A 23,792-nucleotide genomic window follows, 5' to 3' on the forward strand; every position below is an offset into this window, starting at 1 on the left:
CCGCCGAGTCTACGCGGCGCCCCGCGGGGTCTACGCGGCGCCCCGCGGGGTCTAGCTGCCGGCTGAGCTAGAGACCCGACTCCTCCGTGCGCACGAGGATGCAGCCGCACTCGGGGCAGGTGACGACAGACTCCGGCGCGGCGGCACGCAGCGCGCTGAGGTCGCTGCCAGCAAGCACCATGTGGCATCCGCCGCAGGTCTGTCGGGTCAACAGGGCGGCACCGGCGCTTCGCTGGGCGAGCTTGTCGTAGAGACCGAGAAGATCGGAGGCGACCGTGGATGCGACAGCCTCGCGGTCACGGGTCGCGGCAGCCTCGTCGGCCTGGGCCGCTGATACCGCCGCCTTCGCCGCGGCGCTGAGCGATGCGCCTTCTTCGTTGACCTCTCGAAGTCGAGCTTCGAGGCCGGCGACAATCTCTTCGGCAGCCTCCGCACGCTCCATCGCCTCGAGGTCGGCGTCTTCCAGATCACTCTTTCGCCGCGCCAGAGCCGCTAGCTCGTGCTCGAGGTTCTGCGCCTCCTTGGCGTTGGCCGAGTCGGCGAGCCGTGCCGTATCGCGGGCGATGCGGGCCTCGACGACCTTCAGATCGTCGTCGAGGCGACGCTGCTCGGCGCGGACGTCATCGACGGTCCCCCGCGCCCGAACGAGGTCTTGATTCAGCTCGGTGCGCGCCTGCATCAGCTCAGAGATCCGCGCGGCCTGTTCGGGTGAACGCGCCGCTGCGGCGGCACTCCGGATGCGGGCGTCCAAGGCAGCGACCTCGAGAAGACGCCGCTGGTCGTCGGGACTCGCATTCATGTGGGCCCTGCCGGGATCGAACCGACGACATCCACGGTGTAAACGTGGCGCTCTACCAGCTGAGCTAAAGGCCCTCGAGGCGAGTCTACGGGGCCAAAGCGGCATCCATGGTTTCGGCTGACCGAGCCCGGCCGCCTCGCCCGCTCCCACCGGATGCGGGACTCGCTAGGCTGGGTCGTGGTCTGCCGTACGACACGCGCACGACCAGACCCTGCGATGCTCACCCTGCAGCGCACGGCCGCCCGTTCGTGGCACACCCTGCCCGTCGAAGAAAGGTTTCACGTGACCGTCAACGATCAGGATCCGTACTCGCAGGGACCGCTCGACAGCGACCCCGACGAGACTGCGGAATGGCAGGAGTCCCTCCACCAGCTCGTCTCGGCCAAGGGCCAGGGGCGAGGCAGGGAAATCATGCTGAGCCTGTTGCAGACATCGCACGAGCTCCAGCTCAACGTGCCGCAGGTGCCAACCACCGACTACATCAACACGATCTCGCCGGATGCGGAGCCTGAGTTCCCCGGTGACGAGGAGCTGGAGCGCCGCTACCGTCGCTGGATTCGCTGGAATGCTGCCATCACGGTCCACCGCGCGCAGCGTCCGGGCATCAGCGTCGGCGGTCACATCTCGACCTACGCCTCGTCCGCGTCCCTCTACGAGGTCGGCTTCAACCACTTCTTCCGCGGCCCGGATCACCCGTCCGGCGGCGATCAGATCTTCATCCAGGGGCATGCCTCCCCCGGAACCTACGCTCGCTCCTTCCTGGAGGGACGCCTGACCGAAGCACAGCTCGACGGCTTCCGGCAGGAGAAGTCGGCGGCACCCAACGGTCTGCCGTCGTACCCGCACCCGCGTCTCATGCCGGACTACTGGCAGTTCCCGACCGTGTCGATGGGTCTCGGGCCGATCAACGCGATCTACCAGGCGATGACCAACAAGTACCTGACGAACCGTGGCATCAAGGATGTCGGCGACAGCCACGTCTGGGCGTTCCTCGGCGACGGGGAAATGGACGAGGTCGAAAGCCGCGGTCAGCTTCAGGTAGCCGCTAACGAAGGCCTCGACAACCTCACGTTCGTGATCAACGCGAACCTGCAACGTCTCGACGGTCCCGTGCGTGGCAACGGGAAGATCATCCAGGAGCTCGAGAGCTTCTTCCGGGGCGCGGGCTGGAACGTCATCAAGGTCGTCTGGGGAACCGGCTGGGACGAACTGCTCGCCAAAGACACCGACGGCGCGCTCGTGCACCTGATGAACACCACGCCGGACGGCGACTTCCAGACCTACCGTGCTGAAGACGGCGCATTCATCCGTGAGCACTTCTTCGGCCGCGATGAGCGCACGGCGGCGCTCGTTAAGGATTGGACCGACGACGAGATCTGGGGCAAGCTGCGCCGCGGTGGCCTTGACTACCGCAAGGTCTACGCGGCCTACAAGGCGGCAGTCGAGCACAAGGGCCAGCCCACCGTCATCATCGCCAAGACGATCAAGGGCTACGGCCTCGGTCACCACTTCGAGGGTCGTAACGCGACCCACCAGATGAAGAAGATGACGCTCGAGGATCTCAAGCACTTCCGCGACTCGATGCGTATCCCCATCTCGGATGCCCAGCTCGAGGAGAACCCGTACCTGCCGCCGTACTACAACCCCGGACCGCAGGACGAGACCATCCAGTACATGATGGAGCGCCGTCGGTCCCTCGGCGGGTTCCTCCCCCAGCGCCGAACCTCGCACACCGCGATCACGCTGCCGGGCGACGACGTGTATGCCATGCCAAAGAAGGGGTCGGGTACGCAAGAAGTCGCCACCACGATGGCGTTCGTGCGCCTGCTCAAGGACCTGCTGCGCGCGAAGGGATTCGGCAACCGCATCGTGCCGATCATTCCCGACGAGGCACGCACCTTCGGGATCGACGCGTTCTTCCCGACGCAGAAGATCTATAACCCGCACGGCCAGAACTACACCTCGGTCGACCGCGATCTGCTTCTCGCCTACAAGGAGAGCCCGCAGGGTCAGATCATGCACGTCGGCATCAACGAGGCCGGCGCGCTGGCCGCGTTCACCGCCACGGGCACGTCCTACGCAACGCACGGCGAGCCGCTCATTCCGGTGTACGTCTTCTACTCGATGTTCGGGTTCCAGCGGACGGGCGACGCGCAGTGGGCCGCCGGCGACCAGATGACGCGCGGCTTCGTGATCGGCGCGACCGCGGGACGGACAACCCTGACAGGTGAAGGTCTCCAGCACGCCGATGGCCACTCGCACCTTCTGGCGTCGACGAACCCGGCCACGGTCTCGTACGACCCGGCATACGGGTACGAGATCGCGCACATCGTGCAGTCGGGCCTGGAGCGGATGTACGGCGGACACCACCCCGACCCCGACGTCATGTACTACCTCACGGTCTACAACGAGCCGCTTGTTCAGCCTGCGGAGCCCGAGGGTGTGGATGTCGAAGGCATCGTGCGCGGCATCCATCGCATCTCCACCGCCGAGGGTGAGGGCCCGCGTGCCCAGCTTCTGGCATCGGGGGTCGGTGTGCCGTGGGCGCTCGAAGCCCAGCAGTTGCTGCGCGACGATTGGGGCGTTCAGGCCGACGTGTGGTCGGTGACGTCGTGGACCGAACTGCGCCGCGACGGCCTCGCCGCCGACGAGCACAACTTCTTGCACCCCGAAAACGAGCCCCGCCGCGCGTACATCAGCGAGAAGCTGCAGGACGCCGAGGGCCCCGTGGTCGCCGTCAGTGACTTCATGCACGCCGTTCAGGATCAGATCCGTCCGTGGGTTCCGGGGCGTTTCGCGACGCTCGGCGCCGACGGCTTCGGCTTCTCGGACACGCGTCCGGCTGCGCGACGCTACTTCAAGATCGACGGCCCCTCGATCGTGGTGCGCACGCTGCAGGCGTTGGCCGAGGAGGGAGCCGTCGATCGGGCCCTTGCCGGCCAGGCGATCCGCAAGTATGACCTGCACAACGTCAAGGCGGGCACAAGCGGAAACGCGGGCGGGGAGAGCTGACGACCCGGCCATGACAGCGCATCCCACCGACAAGGCCGAGACTCTGGCGTGGCTACGCCGCATCTCGGGGGATCTCGCGACCGCGACGATTCAGCGACTCGAGCAGAGTCTGCCCTGGTACTCGGAGATGCCGCCTGCGCGTCGGTCCGCGGTAGGCCTGGTCGCTCAGGCGGGAATCACATCCTTCATCCAGTGGTACGACGATCCGCAGTCGACGCCCTGGATCGCCGCCGACATCTTCGCCGCCGCGCCCCGCGAGCTGTTGCGCAGCGTGAGCCTGCAGCAGACGCTTCAGCTCATCCGCGTCTCAGTGACGGTCACGGAGGAGCGGATCGCGAGCAAGAGCGAAAGTCTGCGTGAGGCGATCCTCCTCTACTCCCGGGAGGTCGCGTTCGCCGCGGCCGACGTGTATGCGCGAGCCGCCGAAGCGCGGGGACTGTGGGATGCACGTCTTGAGGCCCTCGTCGTGGATTCGATCCTCACGGGCGAGGCCGACGAGGAGCTCCCGAGTCGGATTGCCGCACTCGGATGGCATGGTCACGGCGAAGTCGCTGTTCTGGTGGGCACGACGCCGCCGCAGTTCGACGTCGACCAGCTGCGCCGAACCGCGCGCAAGCTCGGCGTGGATGTTCTGATCGGCGTGCAGGGGTCGCGACTGGTTCTGGTGATCGGGCGGTCGGAGCCGTCACCACGGGCGGAAGACGCGGAGCAGGACTTGCCCTTCCCCGAGATCGCTCGTCGCCTCGAGCCCGGCTTTGGGCCGGGCTACCTCGTGCTCGGCCCCGCGGTGCCGGCATTGGTCGATGCAAGCATGAGCGCGCGGGCGGCCCTGGCCGGTTTTGCCGTTGCCCGAGCGTGGCGGCATGCGCCACGGCCGGTCGAAGCCGACGATCTGCTGCCCGAGCGCGCCCTCGCCGGCGATCCGTTGGCCAAGCAGACCTTGATCGAGCGCATCTACCGTCCGCTTCATGCGCATTCGACGGATCTGGTCACGACCCTGTGGAGCTACCTCGACAACGGCCGGTCGCTCGAGGCCACCGCGCGTGAACTGTTCGTACACCCCAACACGGTTCGGTATCGCCTCAAGCGGGTCTCGGAGGTCATCGGCTGGGATGCCACGGGTCCCCGGGAGGCGCTCATCCTCCAGACTGCACTCATCCTGGGATCGATCGGCACGGAGTCGGTGCGTCGCCGACCTGCCGCGCTGCACCGCCGCGTGTCAGCCTGAGCGTGTAGACGCGCGACAAACGAATGCGCGTTTTCTCGATCAGAATCTCCAGAATGACCGCTCGACACGCTGGCAGGATGGGATGGTGATCATCGCCCTCTTCCCTGGTCAAGGCTCCCAAACACCAGGATTCCTCCGGCCCTGGCTCGAACGCGATGGGGTCCGCGCACGTCTCGATCAGTTCTCGCAGTGGGCAGAGGTCGACCTCATCGAGGCGGGAACCGAGGCGGACGCTGAGACTATTCGTGACACGCGAATCGCGCAGCCGCTCATCGTCGCCGCCTCCGTTCTGTCGTGGGAGCTCTTTACGCAGAGCGCCTCTGCGCCGGTCGACGGGGTCGCCGGGCACTCGGTGGGCGAGTTCGCCGCGCTGGCAGCTGCGGGGGTCATTGATGCGGAGACTGCCCTGCGGCTCGTCGGGATCCGCGGCCGGGCGATGGCGGATGCAGCATCGCTCGCTGACACCGGAATGAGCGCCGTGATCGGCGGCGACCAGGCAGTGGTTGAGGAGCGTCTCGCGTCGCTCGATCTCACCCCGGCGAACTTCAACGGCGGTGGCCAGATCGTGGCCGCAGGTGCGGCTGAGGCGCTCGCCGCGCTAAGCGCCGAGCCCCCGACGGGGACCCGTGTGATTCCGCTCTCGGTTGCGGGTGCCTTCCATACGCACTACATGGCGCCAGCGGTCGAGACACTGCGGTCAGCCGTAGCAGCCGTCACCCCGTCAGACCCGGGCCTGCAGTTGTGGACGAATCGAGACGGTTCGCTCGTGAACAGCGGCGCGGAGGCACTCTCGCTCGTCGTCGATCAGGTTGCTTCTCCGGTTCGGTGGGACGCGTGTATGGAGTCGTTCTCCGCCGCCGGTGTTTCGGGACTTATCGAGTTCGCCCCCGGCGGTACCCTCGTCGGCCTCGCGAAGCGCGCGCTGCGCGGAGTACCCTCGGTCGCGGTCAAGTCACCCGATGACCTCACACCGGCAGCCGAGCTTCTGGCAGCCGCATCCGCTCAAGGAGACGCCGAATGACCGCGACCCTTCGTCAGCCCCAGGGTGCTGCGCACACCCGGATTTACGCCTATGGCGCGGCACGGGGCGAACGAGTCGTTCCCAATGACGATCTTGTCGGGCCGATCGATTCGAGCGACGAGTGGATCCGCCAACGGACGGGAATCGTGACCCGAGTGCGCGCGGTCGAGACGACCACCGCGATCGACCTTGCCGCGGATGCTGCCACCGAAGCCGTCTCGAAGTCGGGCGTCGCTCCGGACAAGATCGACGCCGTGATCGTGGCAACGATCTCCAACCCCCGGCAGACCCCCTCGGTGTCGGCGATCGTTGCGGAGCGCATCGGAGCGAAGGATGCCGCAGCCTACGACCTGAACGCCGCGTGTGCGGGGTTCGCGTACGGCGTGGGCCAGGCAGACGCGCTGATCCGCGGGGGCGGCGCGCACTACGCCGTGGTAATCGGCGCCGAGAAGCTCAGTGACATCGTCGACCCGACCGACCGCTCCATCTCGTTCCTGCTCGGCGACGGAGCGGGCGCCGCTGTGGTGGGTCCATCCGACACTCCGGGCATCGGCCCGACGGTGTGGGGCTCGGATGGTTCGAAGGCCGACGCCGTCGGAATGAACTACACACTCACGGAGTTCCGTGACGGAACCGCACCGTGGCCTACGCTCCGCCAGGAGGGACCGACGGTCTTCCGCTGGGCGGTATGGGAGATGGTCAAGGTTGCCCGTGAGGCCCTCGCGGCTGCGGGAGTCGAGGCATCCGACCTTGCAGCTTTCGTTCCCCACCAGGCGAACATGCGAATCATCGACGAGTTCGCCAAGCAGCTCGGGCTGCCGGAGTCCGTCGTGATCGGGCGCGACATCGAGACAACCGGGAACACCTCCGCCGCCTCCATCCCGCTCGCCACCCACCGGCTTCTGGCGGAGCACCCCGAACTGAGCGGCGGCCTCGCCCTGCAGATCGGCTTCGGAGCGGGGCTGGTCTACGGCGCGCAGGTCGTCGTGCTCCCGTGACGGCGGAGCCTCGAACTCTAGACTGGCAGGACGGCCTCACCTGAGGCCCACACCGACCACAACCCATCCACATCAACCCAGAGGGAGATACCCATGGCACTCACAAACGACGACGTCCTCGCAGGACTCGCCGAACTCATCACCGACGAGACCGGCATCTCGGCCGACGAGGTCGCCATGGAGAAGTCGTTCACCGACGACCTCGACATCGACTCGATCTCGATGATGACCATCGTCGTCAACGCCGAGGAGAAGTTCGGCGTGACCATTCCCGACGACGAGGTCAAGAACCTCAACACCGTCGGCGACGCCGTCACCTACATCACGTCGAACCAGGCGTGACCCGATCTCCGGTGGGGGCGCAGCCCCCACCGGACCATCCCTGAGGACTACATGAGCAGTTCACGCATCGTCGTCACCGGCATCGGCGCCACCACCCCCATCGGAGGAACCGCGCCCGATTCCTGGTCGGCACTGCTGGCCGGCGAATCCGGGGCGCGCTCACTCGAGCACGACTGGGTTGCCACCTACGAGCTTCCCGTGACGTTCGCGGCATCCGCGCGCGTTCCGGCGGACACCGTCCTGGCCCGGCCCGAGGCAAAGCGTCTTGACCCGTCGTCGCAGTACGCCCTGGTGGCTGCCCGCGAAGCGTGGGCGGATGCCGGAACACCGGAGGTCGAACCCGAACGCCTCGGTGTCGACTTCGCTACGGGGATCGGCGGCCTGTGGACTCTCCTCGATGGCTGGGACACGCTTCGTGAAAAGGGTCCGCGGCGCGTCATGCCGATGTCGGTTCCCATGCTCATGCCCAACGCGCCTGCAGCGGCCATTTCGATGCACCTGGAAGCGCGCGCCTACGCACGGACCGTGGCCTCGGCCTGTGCATCCAGCACCGAGTCCATCGTCAACGCCGTCGAGCACATCCGCCTCGGCCTCGCCGATGTCGTGATCGCGGGCGGCACCGAGTCGGTGATCCACCCGATCACCCTCGCGGCCTTCGCGTCGATGCAGGCCCTTTCGCGGCGCAACGACGACCCCGCGCACGCCTCACGCCCCTACAGCATCGACCGGGACGGCTTCGTCATGGGCGAGGGGGCTGCCGCCCTCGTGCTCGAGACCGAAGAGCACGCTCGGGCCCGCGGCGCCCGAATATACGCCGTCGTAGCCGGCGGGTCCGTCACTGCCGACTCGTACCACATCACGGCTCCCGAGCCTGAAGGCCTCGGCGCCTCACGGGCGGTGCGGCAGGCTCTCGAACAGGCTGGCGCCTCCGTCGACGATGTCACGCACATCAACGCACACGCCACCTCAACACCTACGGGTGATATCGCCGAGTACAAGGCGTTGCTGTCGGTCTTCGGCGACCGCGTGCACGAGATCCCCGTCTCTGCGACCAAGGCTTCCACCGGACACCTGCTCGGTGGAACGGGTGCTCTGGAGGCAGTCTTCACCGTCTTGGCGCTGCACAACCGCCTCGCTCCCCCGACGATCAACATCACAGAACAGGACCCCGAGATTCCGCTGCGGGTGGGCGAAGCCGTCGAACTCGGCGACGGCGATCATGTCGCTATCAGCAACTCGTTCGGATTCGGCGGACACAACGCCGTCGCGGCGTTCCGCAGCGTCTAGGGACGCTCAGCCGGGCTGACCCCGTGTGGCAGACTCAACCTGTGGGTTCTGTTCGTGCGATGGTGCTGGCTCCGGTCATGGCGCTGTCCTTCCTCGGGCTGAGTGGGTGCACCTTCGGACCTCCCACTGCCGCACCGGAGACCTCAGCGTCCCCCTCCTCGTCGCCCTCGGCAACCATCCAGGGGCGTCAATCGACGCCGACCGCTACCCCCACTGCCACTCCGACCGCTCGTCCGACGCCCGCTCCGCCAGCACCGATCGATCCAGGTCACGGCGGCGGCACGGGCGGCTCCGGTCGTCCAACACCGCAACCGACCTCGAACCCCGACCCGGCGCCCGTGCCGACACCGACACCGACGCCGACACCCACGATCCCGCCGGCGTGCCCCACCAGCAACACACCACCCGCGGATCCCGTTCTCGCGTTTGGCTCCATCGCCCAGTACTCACCGGTGCCGCTCGCACAGGGTCGGGACTGCACCGGATTCCGGGCCTACCTGTCAACCGGTCTCCCCCAGTACGACTCGCAGTCCTACGAGTTCTTCGGGCACCTCGTCGGTGACGACGGGAGCATCAACGCGATCGCGTTGATGTCGCAGGGAAACTCGGTCATCCCGGGCCTTCAGGTCCCCCTCCTCACCATTGAAGAGTCGGGACTGATCTTCAACCGGCTCGACCAGAACAGCGGACCCGCGTTCGGTGGAATCGACGGCCTCGCCGACATCACGGTTCCCACGAGCATCACCTACCAGCCGTGGAGCATCCACGTCGAGCAGCAGAATCACGGCGAGCCGCCTCAGACGGTCGACATGCGGGTCGTTTCCGGATCCATCGGCGCCGTCGGCGCGATCTACGAGCTCACCGTCTCGGTCGACACCGGAATTTACCAATCCGGCGTCAGCGAGCCGACCTCCCTGACCATCCGCGCGCGTGACACGACAGGGATCATCCAGTGGGGATACGGACCCAACGGGTTCTTCCCGCTGTGGATGTTCGATGGGACGCCGCTCCCGGCGTCCGGTGGCCCGATCGCGACCAGCGACCAGCGCACCCCGATCATGAACGACTACGGCGGGGACATCGGCAGCTACCTCGCGGCAACGAATGATCCGATGACCGGTCAGGGCTCGCACTACTACTCGATGCCGCTCGTCGAGGTCGAGTCGTGGTCGATTCAGATCGGATCGACCTACGCGGGAGGCGGCACCGGAGGCGTGCTGTTCTTCGACAATCTCACCGAGACGTACAACGATTCCGCCAAGTACATCGTCAGCAACGGGTACGCATGGACGGAGTTCTCGGTCCAACTACCCGACACCGACCAGGGCATGCTGATCGCGGTGACCGGCCAGCAGGACGTTGGGAACCTCTACTACGCCATGCTCGGCGGAGCCGGATCTTCCCAGTCAGGCAATGGCACCCTTCAGCCGACCGCCAACTGGCCGCAGGGCGCGATCCACATCACGCCGGATCCGACGAGCACGTGGACCTCGCCGCATAGCTGCTACGTCTATGAGCTGTCCTACGCCGTGAAGCTGGATGCCTCGGCATCGCGACCCGCGGCCGACCTCGTCTTCAACGCCACCGCCCAAGACCAGGAGCTAAACGCACTCGGGCGCGCCGTCTACGAGGGGCTGTTCTCGTACTCCGGCACACTCGACGGCAACGCGGTCAGCGGATACGCCTGGGGCGAGATCCAGGGGCACCCGCCGGCCGGTCATCCGACGCCGCCGAACTGCTGAAGCCGAACGCAGAACGGGCCCCTCCGCAACTCTGCCCGGAGGAACCCGTTCTCATCGTCACGTGCTGCCACGCTCTCCCAGCGCCGGGAATCGACTCATCCGACATCCGGTACGCACGCGCGCTGCACGCGAAGCCTGCTACCCCACCTTGTGAAGCCACACCACTGGCGCGTCGTCACTGGCGTGACGAAACGGCTCGAGTTCGTCATCCCATGCCGAACCGAGCGCGACCTGCAGTTCGCGCTGCATGTCATGAACGTCCCGTATCGCCAGTTCCAGCGCGTACCGGACGCGGTCTTCCCCGACGACCACGTTGCCTGCGGCATCCGTCTGCGCATGATGGATGCCGAGGTCCGGCGTGTGCATCCACCGAGCGCCGTCTGAGGCGGCCGACGGATCTTCGGTCACCTCGAAACGCAGGTGCTCCCAACCGTGCATGGCGGACGTAATCGCAGCTCCCGTGCCGACAGGTCCCGACCAGAAGTACTCAGCGCGCCGCGCGCCGGGCAATACCGGCTGGTCGGCCCAGTCGAAGCTCACCGCGCGACCGAGCGCGCGTCCCACCGCCCACTCCAGGTGGGGGCACAACGCCCGCGGCGCGGAGTGAATCATCACCACACCGCGCGTCATTGATGTAGCCATATCGATCTCCGTTCTGAGGTGCGTCTTCCCCAACGTCCTCAGGAGATCTGTGGCTGTTCTGTTATTGGGCCCATTATCGCCCGGGGCGACCCGAATCACAAGCCTGTGATTCACCGGTGCAGGGCGCGATATTCGGGCTTTGCCGGAGCCCGTCCGTCTGAAAGGCTGAACCCGGGGGCAACATGCGGCTCTCGGCGCGCGCTTGTTCGAGCGCGCGCCTGAACCAAAAGGAGACATCCATGGAGGCAGCCGGTTTTGTCGGCACTCTGATCATCATCGGGATAGCAGTCGTTGCGGCGATCATCATCGCGCTCATCGGCCTCCTGTTGGCGAAGGCATGGATCAAGGTCGCTCGCGCAGACGAGGCCCTTGTCATCTCGGGCCGCAAGCAGCGAGTGCAGACCACGGTGATGGATGCCGACGGCACGAGCCGATCGGAGATGTCCGAATCCCCGGTCACCGTGATCGTCAACGGCAAGTCACTGGTCAACCCCATCACGCAGCGTCACGAGATCATCTCCCTGCGTTCTCGCCAGGTGTCGTTGAACGCCGAGGCGCAGTCGCTCGACAATGTGACGCTCAACGTCGATGGCGTTGCGATCGTCAAGATCGGGTCCGACCCGGTGTTCGTCCGCCGTGCCGCCGAGCGTTTCGCGTCACAGGACAAGGCGATCGAACAGTTCACCACGGAGCAGCTTGAGGGAGCGCTGCGCGGAATCGTTGCGACGCTGTCGGTCGTCGAACTCATGCGCGAGCGCAAGAAGTTCTCGGATCAGATCGCCGCCGATGTCTCTCAGGAGCTCGCCGAGCAGGGCCTCATCCTCGACTCGTTCCAGATCAAGGGAATCACTGACGCGATGGGCTACATCCAGTCGCTCGGCGCACCCGAGATCCAGGCCAAACGCCAGGCCGCCGAGATTGCGCAGACCAACGCCGACCGCGCGATCAATCAGAAGAACATCGCGAACCAAGAAGCGAACCTGATCGAGCAGACGGCGCTGGACACCAATACCGCCAATGCGAATGCCGGTATCGGTCGCGCCCGCGCCGAGGCCGAACAGGCTGAGCAACTCGCGAGAGCCCAGGCTGAGCAGGCGGTTCTGCAGCAGCAGGCCGAGAACCGGCAGGCACAGCTGGATGCCGACGTCAAGCGCGTCGCCGACGCTCAGCGATACGAGGCTGAGACGCGTGCTCAGGCCGAGCTCTACACTCGCGAACGTGCCGCAGAGGCTGCCGCGATCGAGAAGATCAAAGAAGCTGAGGCTCGCACCCGAATCGCCGAGCAGCAGGCTGAAGCGGATCGGGCCCGCGCCGCCGGTGAGGCAGCCGCTGCCGAGGCGCGCGCCGCCGGTGAGGCCAGCGCACTGCGCGCCCTCGCGGACGCAGAAGCCACCGCGCGGCGCCTGCGCGCAGAGGCCGAGGCCGACGCGATCCGGGCCGAAGGTCAGGCGCGTGCCGAGTCGATCGAAGCCGAGGCCGAAGCCATCGCTTCGAACCAGGAGGCGATTCTGTCTCAGCGCGTGCTCGATGTGCTCCCCTCGATCATGGCGGAGTTCGCGAAGGGCTACTCCGCCATCGGCAACGTCTCGATCGTCGGTGGCGGATCCGGCGAGGAGGGCGCATCCCGCGTCATCGGGGCCGACAGCGCGACAGCCATGAAGTCGGTTTTCGACAGTGTTCAGGCGGCAACCGGCATTGACCTCGCCACCATCATCCAGGGGCAGGCCGTCGGCCGTGCCTTCGGCTCCGGTATGGCGGATGCCGCCGCGAGCGAACCCGTGCAAGTAGCCACCTCCCGGCGCACAACCAAGCCGAAGGCGGAATAGCGTTCGACGGCAACACCCGCCCACCCACAGGCGCGTTCGCGGCAACACCCCCGACAACGAACAGAACCCCGCCACACGGCGGGGCTCTGTTCGTAGGGCGGGTGGGACTTGTCCCTTTCGCCCCTCCACGGCTCGCTACGCGATCCGCGGAGCCTCCGGCGAATGGGGCCCACCCACAAGGTGCGCTCTCGGCAACACCCCCGACAACGAACAGAACCCCGCCAGACGGCGGGGCTCTGTTCGTAGGGCGGGTGGGACTTGAACCCACGATCGTCGGGTTATGAGCCCGCTGCCTTGACCAGCTTGGCCACCGCCCCCTGCCAGATCAGCGTACCGGGCGTGCGCTCACGACGCGGACTTCGAACCGTCTGCCGATCAATCGTCCGAGGAGCTTCCGCGCGTGAACGGTAGCTCGAGGCTGTCGCTGATCACCTGGGGGTGGTTGCGCGCCAGGCTGATCACTCCGTATACGGCGAGGGCGCCGGCGACCCCGAACCCGATGAAGGCCCACAGCGGCGCAGTCTCGGCTTCCTGCAGCACGACAAGCCCGATGACCACCGCCACGATCGGGTCGATCACCGTCAGGCCCGCGATCACGAGATCGGGTGGCCCGAGGCTGTACGCCGTCTGGACGAAGTACGCACCGACCGCCACCGCCGCCAACAGGGCGACGACGCACAGCAGAGTGAGCCAGTCGAAGTTCTGGTCCCGGATCCGGCTCAGGACCACCTTCGCGAGTGTCGCCACGAAGCCGTAGAGAACGCCTGAGGCGACGATGTAGAACAGCGCTAGACCGTGCTTGCGGAACACGAGCCAGAGAACGGCGAAAATGACGATGGTCACCGCCAGCAGACCGAGGATGACCAGCAGCTGCGCCTGCGTGACGGGGCGCTCGGTGGCAAAGAACGCGGCGATCGTCACGAAGATGAAGATCCCGCCCACTGCCGCGATGATCGATCGAATCGACTGGCGCGTGGGGCGATGCCCACTGATGCGGGCGTTGAGCAGGGTGGTGATGACCAGCGAGACGGCTCCGAGCGGTTGCACCAGGATCAGCGGCGCCACCGAAAGCGCCGCGAGCTGGCAGACGATCGCGAGCCCCAACATGATGGTGCCCGCCAGCCACGATGGCCGCCGCAGCAAGTTCAGAAGATGATTGCGATCGAGCCCGTTCCCGCCAGAGCGGCCGGTGAGCTTCTCAACCTTCTGGACGCCCCGGTACTGATACTGGGCACCGAACGACATGAAGATGGCGCCGAGCAGCGCAAGGGGAATCCCGGCGAGGATCGCGGGGTCGCGGAACGCCTCAGTGATCTGGTCGGTCACGCTTGCCGACACGGTCAGGAGGAGCACGATTCGACCCTATCCCGGCGTCGGCCAGACGCCGTGTGTCTCAATAGGCTTGTCGCATGGCTGTTCTCCCGATCCGCATCATGGGCGATCCCGTCCTCCACGCTCCCGCCACTCCCGTCGCGGAGATCAGCGATGACATCCGTCAGCTCGTCGCTGACATGTACGAGACGATGGATGCCGCTCCTGGCGTCGGCCTGGCGGCCCCGCAGGTAGGCGTAGGGCTTCGGATCTTCACCTACAGCTACACCGATGACGACGGTGCACCGTGGCGAGGCGTGGTCATCAACCCGGAGCTGTGGATCACTCCCCTGGAACCGGGCGAGCCCGATCCCGATGAGGAGTCGGAGGGATGCCTCTCGTTCCCGGGTGAGCGGTTCCCGCTGCGCCGCTCCGAGCGTGCCCGGGTCACCGGGATCGATCTCGACGGCCAGCCCGTCGACATCGAGGTCGATGGATGGCGCGCCCGCATCCTGCAACACGAGTTCGACCACCTCGACGGTGTGCTCTACCTGGACCGGCTCGGTGACCGCGACTGGCGCACCGCCCAGAAGATCTCCCGCAAACAGGGCTGGGGCACACCGGGGAAGTCGTGGATGCCGGGAGTGGACGACCTCGACGCCTGAACGGAGGACGAGGGTATGGAGTAATGGCTCCCCGGCTTGGACTCGAACCAAGAACCTATCGGTTAACAGCCGATTGCTCTGCCAATTGAGCTACCGAGGAATATGCCCGCCGCAGCGGGCAACCCCACTATCTTAGCAAAGCCGACGGGGTTTCAACGACGCGAGCCAGGCCTTCGTCGCGCCGTCAGGACACGACGAAGCGGCGGTCTGCTTCTGCGCTCGGCGTCCAGATCAGATCGTTCGTACCGTGGCCGAAGGCGACGACGTGCCCACCGCGCAGCACGAGCACGTTCGCGTCGAGTTCCTTCACGGCTTCGGGGTCATGCGTGGAGACGACAGCTGCCATGCCGGTGTCATCTCGTCGCCGCGTGATGGCCTCGCGCGCGGCTTTGCGGACTTCGACATCGAGATTCGCGAACGGTTCGTCGGCCACGAGAATCCGCGGGTCGACGACGAGGCCTCGGGCGAGCGCCACACGCTGGCGCATCCCCGCCGAAAGCTCGTAGGGGAACTTGTTCGCAACGCCCAGGGGAAGCATGAGCTCATCGAGCAGGCCCGCGACGCGGATCGCGAGGGCCTTCTGGTTGATTCGCCGCTCCCTCGAGGTGATCGGCTCGGCGATGACCTCCGAGACCGTCAGCCGGGAGGGCAAGTGTGCGCCGGCTGATTGAGGCAGGTAGCCGGCGAAATATGTCAGTTCGCGGATCGCCCTGCCGGGGCGCCGGACCGAGATGCCATCGACGAGCGCGTCTCCCCCGGTGACCGACACGCCTTCGTGCGCGCGACCAGCAAGCACCGAAAGGAGGCTCGATTTTCCGGCGCCGGTAGGACCCATGAGCGCAAGAACCGAGCCGCGAGCGACAGTGAAGGTGATCCCGTCGATGAGCTTGTCGGTCTCGCCGCGACCGGTGTGACTGATCGAGAGGTCCGAGCACACGATCGCCGCTTCGGTGGCTCTGCGACGAGGAGACATACCCTCATCCTGCCGTGCCGTTGCGCTGGGATCCAGTCCAGAGTCCCGGTCGATCAGCGTTCGGTGTCGCCTGTCCAGCGCTGCCGCTCCAGATCGAGCTCGCGCAGCTGCAGGCGAATCCGACGCCCCTCCTCGGAGTCCGGAGGCACGCGCTGGACTGCGCGAACCAGTTCCGCCTTCTCCGAATCGACGCGTCGCACGATCAATCGACGCATCAAATCGGATGCCGAGGCTGCGGCATCCGCCTCGCCGAGGGCCGGGAACGCAGACATGAGCAGCTCCGAGCCGAGCGCGCGGTAGGGCTCGCGGATGGTGTCAACGGCCTGCACTGCCCATCCCGCTCGCGTGTAATCGGGCGCCTCGACCACGGCGGCACGAACGGCATCGAGCGCGGGGTGCTGGAACGCCGCTCCCAGGGCGCGACGGACCGTCGCATCGTCGAGGCGGTGCCCGAATTGCAGAGCCGCCATGAGCGCGTCACGCTCGATCACGACATCGCGGGTACGAGGAAGCGACGCGATCGTCGGGATCAGCACCGGTGCGGAGGCGGCGGCTCCGTCATCCGGATGCTGGCGCTCAGCCGGCGGCGAGTCATCGCGCCCACGCCGCTGCAGCGACCCGCCCGTGTCACGCGAACGGGAAGCTCGCGATACCGCTGCGCTCACCTCGTCGAGATCCAGACCGATCCGGCGCGCGAGGACGCGGACGTACCCGGGTCGCAACGACGGGTCTCGGATGTCGGCGACAACAGGTGCGGCTGCGCGGAGCGCTGCGGCGCGCCCCTCCACAGTGCCGAGGTCGTACTGCGAAAGGCGCTGGTCGATGACGAACTCGAACATCGGCGCCTTGGTTGTCATGAGGGCGCGCACGGCGTCGTCACCACGAGCGAGCCTCAGGTCGCACGGGTCTAGCCCGTCCGGCGCCACGGCCACGTACGTCTGTGCCGAAAAGCGCTTCTCGTCGGCGAAGGCGCGGAGCGCCGCCTTCTGACCCGCGGCATCCGGGTCGAAGGTGAAGACGACCTCTCCCCCGCTCGAATCGTCGCCCATGACACGCCTGAGCACCGTGATGTGATCGCTGCCGAACGCCGTTCCACAGGTTGCGATCGCCGTCGTGATGCCTGCGAGATGACACGCCATGACATCGGTATAGCCCTCGACGACCACGACGCGATGCTCCCGGGAAATGTCTCGCTTGGCAAGGTCGAGGCCGTACAGTACCTGCGACTTCCGGTAGATCGAGGTCTCTGGGGTGTTCAGGTACTTCGGCCCCTGGTCATCCTCGAGCAGCCGTCGCGCCCCGAACCCGACGACTTGGCTGGTCACATCTCGGATCGGCCAGATGAGGCGGCCACGAAAGCGGTCGTACGTGCCGCGCTGGCCCTGCGAGAGCAGCCCCGCAGCCAACAGCTCCTCGCGCGTGAACCCTTGCCCAGCGAGAGCGTCTGAGAGGTTTGACCAGCCCTTGGGCGCAAAGCCCACCCCGAAGTGCGCAGCGGCAGCAGCGTCGAACCCTCGCTCACCCAGAAACCGGCGTCCGACCTCGGCCTCGGGCGTCAGAAGCTGGGCTCGAAAGTACTCGGCAGCTGCAGCGTTTGCCGCGTAGAGGCGACTACGTCCCGAGTTCTCCGGTGCCGCGCCGCCCTCCTCGAAGTGCAGGGTGTAGCCGATCCGCCCGGCCAACCGCTCGACAGCCTCGGTGAAGCTCAGGTGGTCCATCTTGCGCAGGAATGAGTACACATCGCCGGACTCGCCACACCCGAAGCAGTGATAGAAGCCGACCTGCGGTCGCACATGGAAGCTCGGGCTGCGCTCATCGTGGAAGGGGCACAGTCCCTTCAGCGAACCGACACCGGCGGGCTTGAGGGCTACACGCTCGCCGATCACATCGGCGATGTTCGTCCGCGCCTTCACCTCGTCGATGTCGGCCTGCGCGATCCGTCCTGGCATCAGGCCGCCCTACCGGGCCCGCATCGGCGCGCCGGGCACCCAGATGCCGAGGGATGCGACATCGACCTCGCCAACGAGGCGGCCGTGCCACGAGATCGCGTGCTGATCGGTCAGGCTTGCGACTTGATCGACGATGGTGCGGCGCCGTTCGCGGTCGGTCGTGGCGTGATCGAAGTCTTCACGGTGCACAGCATCCAGCTCATGCGGGTTCTCCCACAGCGCTGTGGCCAGGCGCTTGAGCAGGCGCCGCTGCTCTTTGTACAGCGCCTTGCGGCCGTCGATACTCACCACCACAGCACCAATGATGCCCTTGAGCACCCCCATCTCGGCCTCGATGACACGAGGCACCACGACGTGTGCGTGAAAACGCGTCAGTTCCGGACCTCCGGCTGCTGCCCGGGTCGCCGTCACGGCGGCACGCGCGAAGCGTCCAATGAGGTCGCTGGTCAGGTTCTTCAACCGCGCGAGGTCGGAGCGCGTTCCCGAGAAACTGGCAACCCATTCCGGCATCCGCATGAGGCGATAGAGGGCGTCCTCGAGCTCGTCCCGCGCAAAGTCGTATCCCACCCAGGTCTGGATGGCCTGGATGAGCGCGTCATGCTCGGCAGGGTCGGCCAGGCGCGCGGGGTCGAGGTACCCGTTGACGATGGCGTCCTCGAAATCGTGTACGGAATAGGCGATGTCGTCGGAGAGATCCATGACCTCGGCCTCGATGCAGCGAACGCGGCCGGGAGCGCCCTCGCGCATCCACGTGAAGACCGCCTCATCCTCGTCGTATACCCCGTACTTGAGCCGGCCACCCGGATCAGGAAGCGGATGCGCGGAAGTCCACGGGTACTTGCAGGTGGCATCCAGGCTCGCGCGCGTGAGGTTGAGGCCGTGGCTTCGGCCGGTGGCGTCGATCACCTTGGGCTCCAGGCGCGACAGGATGCGCAGGGTCTGCGCGTTCCCCTCGAACCCGCCGATGTCTTCTGCCCAGTCGTTCAGGGCGCGCTCGCCGTTATGGCCGAAGGGAGGATGCCCCAGGTCGTGACTCAGGCACGCGGTATCGACCACGTCAGGTGCGAGCTGCAGCGCCGTCGCAAGCTCGCGCCCGACCTGCGCGACCTCGAGCGAGTGCGTCAAGCGGTTGCGAGCGAAGTCCGCAGGGCTTGCCGGGCTCAAGACTTGGGTCTTTGCGGCAAGTCGACGAAGCGCAGCCGAATGCAGCACGCGCGCCCGATCCCGTGCGAAGCCGTCGCGCTGCGATCGGTGGTGCTCAGCGTAGAAGCGCTCGGCATCGGCATCCGTATATCCCGGATGCACCGGAATGCCCCGCTCAGCCACCGCTGTGATCCAGTTCGGCCTCGGCCAGCGCGCACGATTCCACGCCGTCGATCTCCTGCGACTCAAGCCACCGGTCGGGCAGGGCGGGTCGCTTCGGGCTCCCTGCGCGCCCACGCTGGCCCTCGGCGGCGGCGCCGGGATAGGGGGCGTCCAGGTCCAGCTCCGCGAGAAGCTCGTCGATCTCGGCGAGCGAGGATGCCGTCGCGAGCCGAGCACGCAGATCACCGCCTACCGGGTAGCCCTTGAAGTACCAGGCGACATGCTTACGGATGTCGCGACAGCCGCGGCCCTCGTCCTCGAAGAACTCGACGAGGAGTTCGGCATGCCGGCGAAACGCCTGCGCGACGAACCCGAGGTTCGCGTCCACGGTCGGGCCGGCATCCACATCGAACGCCCGCGCCAGCTCTCCGAACAGCCAGGGCCGCCCAAGGCATCCCCGACCCACGACGACCCCGTCACACCCGGTCTCGGCCATCATCCGCGTCGCGTCCTCGGCGGCCCAGATGTCGCCGTTGCCGAGCACCGGAACTGACGTGACGTGCTCCTTGAGTCGGGCGATCGCCTCCCAGTCAGCTTCCCCGGAGTAGAACTGGGCGGCGGTGCGAGCGTGAAGCGCGACGGCTGAGACCCCGGCATCCTCGGCGATTCTGCCGGCTTGGAGATAGGTGAGATGGTCGTCGTCGATTCCCTTACGCATCTTTACCGTCACGGGGATGGGCCCCGCCGCGGCTACGGCGCGCGTCACGATCTCACGGAAGAGGCCGAGCTTCCACGGCAGGGCGGCGCCGCCGCCCTTGCGCGTGACTTTCGGGACGGGGCATCCGAAGTTCATGTCGATGTGATCTGCCCGGTCTTCCTCGACCAGTACCCGAACCGCACCCTCCACCGTGGCGGGATCCACACCGTAGAGCTGAATCGATCGCGGCGTTTCGGACTCGTGATGGGTGATCAACCGCATCGTCGTGTCGTTGCGCTCGACGAGTGCCCGTGACGTGATCATCTCGCTGACATAGAGACCGGCGCCGTACTCGCGACACAACCGCCGAAACGCGGTGTTGGTGATGCCGGCCATCGGCGCGAGCACGACCGGCGCGTCGACCGTGATCGGGCCGATGCGCAACGGCGCGACAGACGTGGCTGACGGTGTTGACGGCATCCACCCATTCTCCCAGACCTGCGCCTCGACGTGCCGCGCCCTCCCCCGCAGCCGCCGGTAGCCTGAAACCATGACCGACGTGCAGCAGCTTTCTCTTCGTGACATCCCCTTCGTGACCGCCGACGGCCAGACCGCGACGCTCGGGGACTACGGCGACGGTGTTGTACTGGTGGTCAATGTCGCCTCAAAGTGCGGTCTGACACCGCAGTATGCGCAGCTCGAGCAGCTTCAGAAGACCTACGGTGATCGCGGATTCACCGTGGTCGGGTTCCCCTGCAACCAGTTCATGGGTCAGGAGCCGGGCAGCATGGACGAAATCCTCGACTACTGCTCGACCACCTGGGGTGTGTCGTTTCCGATCGCCGAGAAAGTCAAGGTCAACGGCTCTCACGCCGCGCCGCTCTACAAGGCGCTCAAGAAGGCGAAGGATGCCGAGGGCAAGCGGGGTCCGGTGCTCTGGAACTTCGAGAAGTTCTTGCTCACCCCCGACGGCACCGTCCACCGGTTCCGCCCGACGACCAAGCCCGACGATCCGTCGATCGTTGAGGTGATCGAAGACTCACTCCCCCGCTGATCTCGCGAGGCCTTCACCACCGGTCAGTGGTGGAAGCTGCCCGCCTCTTCCTCGCTCATCGGCACCGAGACGGGGTGCTTGTCGAAGTGCGCAATGGCATCGCGGTAGTCATCCATCAGCAGGCTTGCCTCATCGCGGCTGAAGCCGGCGCGCACGAGGATGCGCTGTACGGCCAAGTCCTGCCGGTCGGCGGGCATAGTGTAGGCCGGGACCTGCCAGCCCCGTGTGCGCAGCCGGTCGGCAAGATCAAACAGGGTGAATCCGTGCTCGGCTCCCTCGACGAGTTTCCACGAGATAGCCGGAATGCCGTGCTCTGGACTGCCATCGTTGATGATCTCGAAGTGACCGAGCTTCGCGATCTCGGCCGCGAGGTACATCGCTGTGTCGTAGCAGGCCTGATGTACGCGCTGGTACCCCTCCCGACCGAGTCGCACGAAGTTGTAGGACTGGGCGATCACCTGGCCGCCGGGACGGGAGAAGTTGAGCGCGAAGGTCGGCATGTTGCCGCCGAGATAGTTCACTTCGAAGATCAGATCCTCGGGAAGCTCGGATGCGTCGCGCCACACGATCCACCCGACCCCCAGTGGGGCCAGACCGAACTTGTGGCCTGACGCATTGATCGACTTCACGCGGGGTAGGCGGAAGTCCCACACGATGTCGGGGGCGGTGAAGGGTGCGAGGAAGCCACCGCTCGCGCCGTCGACGTGGATGGGGATGTCGAGTCCGGTACGTGCCTGGAGGTCATCCAGTGCCGCACTGACTGCTTGCACTGGCTCGTACTGGCCGGTGAAGGTAACACCCAACGTGGGTACCACGCCGATCGTGTTCTCATCGGCGCGAGAAAGAACCTCATCCGGCGTCATGATCAGCCGGTCATGTTCCATGGGGATTTCGCGCAGCTCGATGTCCCAGTAGCGGGCGAACTTGTGCCAACACACCTGAACGGGCCCGCAGATGAGGTTCGGTTTGTCCGTCGACAGACCAGCTGCCCGCCGGCGCTCGCGCCATTTCCACAGCAGGGCCATACCGCCGAGCATGGCCGCCTCGCTCGAGCCGGTCGTCGATGTGCCGAGGATGTTCTCCGCCTCGGGAGAGTTCCAGAGGTCGGCGAGGATGTGGACACACCGCGCCTCAATCGCCGCGGTCTGCGGATACTCGTCCTTGTCGACCATGTTCTTATCGAGTGTCTCGCGCATGAGGTCCCGAACTTCGGGCTCCAGCCAGGTCTGGCAAAACGTCGCAAGGTTCTGACGCGAATTGCCGTCGAGGATCAACTCGTCGGAAACGAGCCGATATGCGGCGAGCCGAATCAGGCGTGGACGCCTACCAGCGAGCAGCCTAGAGAGCGGGCGCCTCCGGAGTGTCGACGGCACCACCGAACCGGCGATCCCGCCCGAGATAGAGATCGATCGCCCGCCAGAGGTCTGTTCGGGAAAAGTCGGGCCATAGCGTGTCGAGGAACACGAACTCCGCGTACGCCGACTCCCAGAGAAGGAAGTTCGATGTGCGCTGTTCTCCGCTTGATCGAATGAACAGGTCGACATCCGGCATGTCCGGCTGATAGAGCCGTCGAGCGATGAGCTTCTCGCTCACAGCCGACGCTCGCAGGCGACCAGCCGCCACGTCATCGGCGATGGAGCGCACCGCGTCGACGAGCTCGACACGCCCCCATAGTTGACGCACATCGTGAGCGTCAGGACGTCATTGCCTGCGGTCAGCTGCTCGGCGAACTGCAGTTCCTTGATCACGCTCGACCACAGCCGAGGCTTGCGGCCAGCCCAGCGAACCCGAACACCCCACTCATTGAGCTGATCACGACGCCGGTGCAGCACATCGCGGTTAAAGCCCATCAGGAACCGGACCTCGTCGGGTGAGCGCGACCAGTTCTCGGTCGAAAAGGCATATACCGACAGGTGCTTCACGCCAGCTTGGATGGCGCCAGCCACGACATCGAGAAGTGCCGCTTCGCCGGCCTTGTGACCCTCGACACGGGTGAGACCCTGCCGATTGGCCCAGCGTCCGTTTCCGTCCATGACGATGGCGACATGGTTCGGTACCGAGCCCGCGGGAAACTCGGGCGGATAGAGACCTGTCCAATCGATCGGCCGGTAGGGAACGGCGTCACGGTGGGTGTAGGGCTTGGGGCTCATGGAGTGGGTTCCATCGTCTGAACGGCTGCTGGCTGCTGTGGAGGCGGCGCAAAGGTGCCAAGGTGTTCGAGCGAACGGATGCCGCGCTCGAGGTGCCACTGGGTGTACGCCGCGATCAGGCCAGATGCCGCCCCGTTTGCCCCACCGGATGCCGCGTCCACGATGTCCCACTCCCCCGTCATGAGCGCGCGCAACACTCCGAGGGTCTCGGCATCCACCCGCGCCGAGCCAACCGGCGAGCACTCGGAACACACCATCCCGCCGAGCTGGGCGACGAAGGAGGTGTGCTCCCCGACGCGCCCGCAGCGCGCACACGCATCCAGCCCGGGCGCCCATCCCGACAGAGCCATCACGCGAAGCAGGTACGAGTCGAGAATGCTGCGCGACGCGTGCTCGCCCCGAGCCAGCGCTCGAAGGCCGCCGAGCAGCAGAAGATACTGCTGCGTCGTCGCCTCGGACTCCGTCAGCCGGTCCGCGGCCTCGACCATCGCGTGCGCGGCCGTGTACCTGTCGTAGTGGAGCGCGATGTCAGCGCCGTAGGCGCCGAGGCTGTCAGCCTGCTGCACGATATCGAGCGAGCGCCCCTGGTACAGCAGTACATCGGCAACCATGAAGGGCTCGAGGCGAGCGCCGAACCGCGACGATGTGCGGCGTACGCCCTTCGCCACGGCGCGAACCTTGCCGTGGCGCCTGCTCAGTAGCGTGACGATCCGGTCCGCTTCACCCAGTTTGTGGGTGCGCAGAACCACGACTTCGTCACGGTAAGTGGGCACCCCTCGATTATCCCGGCA

At 66.4% G+C, this 23,792-nt stretch carries 19 protein-coding genes, 3 tRNA genes and 1 pseudogene; 10 read left to right on the forward strand and 13 right to left on the reverse strand.

Features of this window, described 5'->3' with window-relative positions; genetic code table 11:
• Positions 1 to 67 precede the first annotated feature (67 nt).
• A complete protein-coding gene (locus tag MICSW_RS08055; protein WP_228178881.1) occupies positions 68 to 799 on the reverse strand; it encodes a zinc ribbon domain-containing protein in 732 nt (243 codons plus the stop codon).
• 1 nt (position 800) lies between these two features.
• Positions 801 to 873, reverse strand: a tRNA-Val gene (locus tag MICSW_RS08060).
• Between the two features lie 208 nt (positions 874 to 1,081).
• Here MICSW_RS08060 and aceE point away from each other — a divergent pair.
• The 7 genes from aceE to MICSW_RS08095 all read left to right on the forward strand — a co-directional run bounded on the left by aceE (position 1,082) and on the right by MICSW_RS08095 (position 10,429).
• On the forward strand, positions 1,082 to 3,811 hold the full coding sequence (gene aceE / locus MICSW_RS08065; protein WP_228178882.1) for a pyruvate dehydrogenase (acetyl-transferring), homodimeric type: 2,730 nt from the start codon (positions 1,082 to 1,084) through the stop codon (positions 3,809 to 3,811).
• A 10-nt stretch (positions 3,812 to 3,821) separates the two neighbouring features.
• Positions 3,822 to 5,039, forward strand: a complete 1,218-nt coding sequence (locus tag MICSW_RS08070) for a PucR family transcriptional regulator (RefSeq protein WP_292729357.1) — start codon at positions 3,822 to 3,824, stop codon at positions 5,037 to 5,039.
• An 85-nt stretch (positions 5,040 to 5,124) separates the two neighbouring features.
• Positions 5,125 to 6,060: an ACP S-malonyltransferase gene (locus MICSW_RS08075; protein ID WP_464498279.1), complete on the forward strand. Its 936-nt coding sequence runs from the start codon at positions 5,125 to 5,127 to the stop codon at positions 6,058 to 6,060.
• On the forward strand, positions 6,057 to 7,058 hold the full coding sequence (locus MICSW_RS08080) for a beta-ketoacyl-ACP synthase III (protein ID WP_464495085.1): 1,002 nt from the start codon (positions 6,057 to 6,059) through the stop codon (positions 7,056 to 7,058). The genes MICSW_RS08075 and MICSW_RS08080 overlap by 4 nt, the downstream gene beginning before the upstream one ends.
• 93 nt (positions 7,059 to 7,151) lie before the next feature.
• The gene (locus MICSW_RS08085; RefSeq protein ID WP_464495088.1) at positions 7,152 to 7,400 is read left to right on the forward strand and encodes an acyl carrier protein; all 249 of its coding nucleotides are present in this window, start codon (positions 7,152 to 7,154) and stop codon (positions 7,398 to 7,400) included.
• A 51-nt stretch (positions 7,401 to 7,451) separates the two neighbouring features.
• Positions 7,452 to 8,687, forward strand: a complete 1,236-nt coding sequence (locus tag MICSW_RS08090) for a beta-ketoacyl-[acyl-carrier-protein] synthase family protein (RefSeq protein ID WP_464495091.1) — start codon at positions 7,452 to 7,454, stop codon at positions 8,685 to 8,687.
• A 41-nt stretch (positions 8,688 to 8,728) separates the two neighbouring features.
• Positions 8,729 to 10,429: a hypothetical protein gene (locus tag MICSW_RS08095; protein WP_464495092.1), complete on the forward strand. Its 1,701-nt coding sequence runs from the start codon at positions 8,729 to 8,731 to the stop codon at positions 10,427 to 10,429.
• 138 nt (positions 10,430 to 10,567) lie between these two features.
• On the opposite strand, the gene MICSW_RS08100 is transcribed toward MICSW_RS08095, so the two are convergent.
• Positions 10,568 to 11,071: a DUF3145 domain-containing protein gene (locus MICSW_RS08100; protein ID WP_292729368.1), complete on the reverse strand. Its 504-nt coding sequence runs from the start codon at positions 11,069 to 11,071 to the stop codon at positions 10,568 to 10,570.
• Between the two features lie 239 nt (positions 11,072 to 11,310).
• On the opposite strand from MICSW_RS08100, the gene MICSW_RS08105 reads away from it, so the two are divergent.
• Positions 11,311 to 12,897 (forward strand): SPFH domain-containing protein, encoded by a 1,587-nt coding sequence (locus tag MICSW_RS08105; RefSeq protein ID WP_464495094.1) that lies wholly within the window; start codon positions 11,311 to 11,313, stop codon positions 12,895 to 12,897.
• Between the two features lie 243 nt (positions 12,898 to 13,140).
• Here MICSW_RS08105 and MICSW_RS08110 read toward each other — a convergent pair.
• Both MICSW_RS08110 and MICSW_RS08115 read right to left on the reverse strand, forming a co-directional pair.
• Positions 13,141 to 13,214: transfer RNA gene (locus MICSW_RS08110), tRNA-Ile, on the reverse strand.
• A gap of 58 nt (positions 13,215 to 13,272) precedes the next feature.
• Positions 13,273 to 14,250, reverse strand: coding sequence for a DMT family transporter (locus MICSW_RS08115; RefSeq protein ID WP_292735442.1), 978 nt, complete (start codon positions 14,248 to 14,250; stop codon positions 13,273 to 13,275).
• A gap of 56 nt (positions 14,251 to 14,306) precedes the next feature.
• On the opposite strand from MICSW_RS08115, the gene def reads away from it, so the two are divergent.
• Positions 14,307 to 14,873, forward strand: coding sequence for a peptide deformylase (gene def / locus MICSW_RS08120; protein ID WP_292729377.1), 567 nt, complete (start codon positions 14,307 to 14,309; stop codon positions 14,871 to 14,873).
• A 24-nt stretch (positions 14,874 to 14,897) separates the two neighbouring features.
• On the opposite strand, the gene MICSW_RS08125 is transcribed toward def, so the two are convergent.
• The 5 genes from MICSW_RS08125 to dusB form a co-directional block, all read right to left on the reverse strand.
• A tRNA-Asn gene (locus MICSW_RS08125) sits at positions 14,898 to 14,973 on the reverse strand.
• An 84-nt stretch (positions 14,974 to 15,057) separates the two neighbouring features.
• Complete coding sequence (locus MICSW_RS08130; protein WP_292729380.1) at positions 15,058 to 15,846, reverse strand: ATP-binding cassette domain-containing protein; 789 nt, start codon at positions 15,844 to 15,846, stop codon at positions 15,058 to 15,060.
• 53 nt (positions 15,847 to 15,899) lie between these two features.
• Positions 15,900 to 17,795, reverse strand: a complete 1,896-nt coding sequence (dnaG, locus tag MICSW_RS08135) for a DNA primase (RefSeq protein WP_464495100.1) — start codon at positions 17,793 to 17,795, stop codon at positions 15,900 to 15,902.
• A 9-nt stretch (positions 17,796 to 17,804) separates the two neighbouring features.
• The gene (locus tag MICSW_RS08140) at positions 17,805 to 19,121 is read right to left on the reverse strand and encodes a deoxyguanosinetriphosphate triphosphohydrolase (RefSeq protein ID WP_292729386.1); all 1,317 of its coding nucleotides are present in this window, start codon (positions 19,119 to 19,121) and stop codon (positions 17,805 to 17,807) included.
• On the reverse strand, positions 19,114 to 20,277 hold the full coding sequence (dusB, locus tag MICSW_RS08145; RefSeq protein WP_228178899.1) for a tRNA dihydrouridine synthase DusB: 1,164 nt from the start codon (positions 20,275 to 20,277) through the stop codon (positions 19,114 to 19,116). Before dusB ends, MICSW_RS08140 begins: the two co-directional genes overlap by 8 nt.
• A 70-nt stretch (positions 20,278 to 20,347) precedes the next feature.
• Between dusB and MICSW_RS08150 the strand changes: the two genes are divergently transcribed.
• A complete protein-coding gene (locus MICSW_RS08150) occupies positions 20,348 to 20,851 on the forward strand; it encodes a glutathione peroxidase (RefSeq protein WP_228178900.1) in 504 nt (167 codons plus the stop codon).
• Positions 20,852 to 20,874: 23 nt separating this feature from the next.
• On the opposite strand, the gene MICSW_RS08155 is transcribed toward MICSW_RS08150, so the two are convergent.
• The 3 genes and pseudogenes from MICSW_RS08155 to recO all read right to left on the reverse strand — a co-directional run bounded on the left by MICSW_RS08155 (position 20,875) and on the right by recO (position 23,774).
• Positions 20,875 to 22,227: a glutamate decarboxylase gene (locus tag MICSW_RS08155; protein WP_464495105.1), complete on the reverse strand. Its 1,353-nt coding sequence runs from the start codon at positions 22,225 to 22,227 to the stop codon at positions 20,875 to 20,877.
• A pseudogene (locus MICSW_RS08160) lies at positions 22,190 to 23,001 on the reverse strand (isoprenyl transferase). The gene MICSW_RS08155 and the pseudogene MICSW_RS08160 overlap by 38 nt, the downstream one beginning before the upstream one ends.
• On the reverse strand, positions 22,998 to 23,774 hold the full coding sequence (gene recO, locus MICSW_RS08165; RefSeq protein WP_228178906.1) for a DNA repair protein RecO: 777 nt from the start codon (positions 23,772 to 23,774) through the stop codon (positions 22,998 to 23,000). The pseudogene MICSW_RS08160 and the gene recO overlap by 4 nt, the downstream one beginning before the upstream one ends.
• Positions 23,775 to 23,792 lie beyond the last annotated feature (18 nt).

Source organism: Microbacterium sp. SW12, from assembly GCF_055391095.1.

Bases quoted from the DNA above. Each gene is read 5' to 3' on its own strand.
- def (WP_292729377.1), top strand. From the start codon at position 14,307: ATGGCTGTTCTCCCGATCCGCATCATGGGCGATCCCGTCCTCCACGCT.
- MICSW_RS08080 (WP_464495085.1), top strand. From the start codon at position 6,057: ATGACCGCGACCCTTCGTCAGCCCCAGGGTGCTGCGCACACCCGGATT.
- dnaG (WP_464495100.1), bottom strand. From the start codon at position 17,795: ATGCCAGGACGGATCGCGCAGGCCGACATCGACGAGGTGAAGGCGCGG.
- MICSW_RS08150 (WP_228178900.1), top strand. From the start codon at position 20,348: ATGACCGACGTGCAGCAGCTTTCTCTTCGTGACATCCCCTTCGTGACC.
- MICSW_RS08090 (WP_464495091.1), top strand. From the start codon at position 7,452: ATGAGCAGTTCACGCATCGTCGTCACCGGCATCGGCGCCACCACCCCC.
- MICSW_RS08130 (WP_292729380.1), bottom strand. From the start codon at position 15,846: ATGTCTCCTCGTCGCAGAGCCACCGAAGCGGCGATCGTGTGCTCGGAC.
- dusB (WP_228178899.1), bottom strand. From the start codon at position 20,277: ATGCCGTCAACACCGTCAGCCACGTCTGTCGCGCCGTTGCGCATCGGC.
- MICSW_RS08070 (WP_292729357.1), top strand. From the start codon at position 3,822: ATGACAGCGCATCCCACCGACAAGGCCGAGACTCTGGCGTGGCTACGC.
- MICSW_RS08100 (WP_292729368.1), bottom strand. From the start codon at position 11,071: ATGGCTACATCAATGACGCGCGGTGTGGTGATGATTCACTCCGCGCCG.
- MICSW_RS08085 (WP_464495088.1), top strand. From the start codon at position 7,152: ATGGCACTCACAAACGACGACGTCCTCGCAGGACTCGCCGAACTCATC.
- MICSW_RS08055 (WP_228178881.1), bottom strand. From the start codon at position 799: ATGAATGCGAGTCCCGACGACCAGCGGCGTCTTCTCGAGGTCGCTGCC.
- MICSW_RS08105 (WP_464495094.1), top strand. From the start codon at position 11,311: ATGGAGGCAGCCGGTTTTGTCGGCACTCTGATCATCATCGGGATAGCA.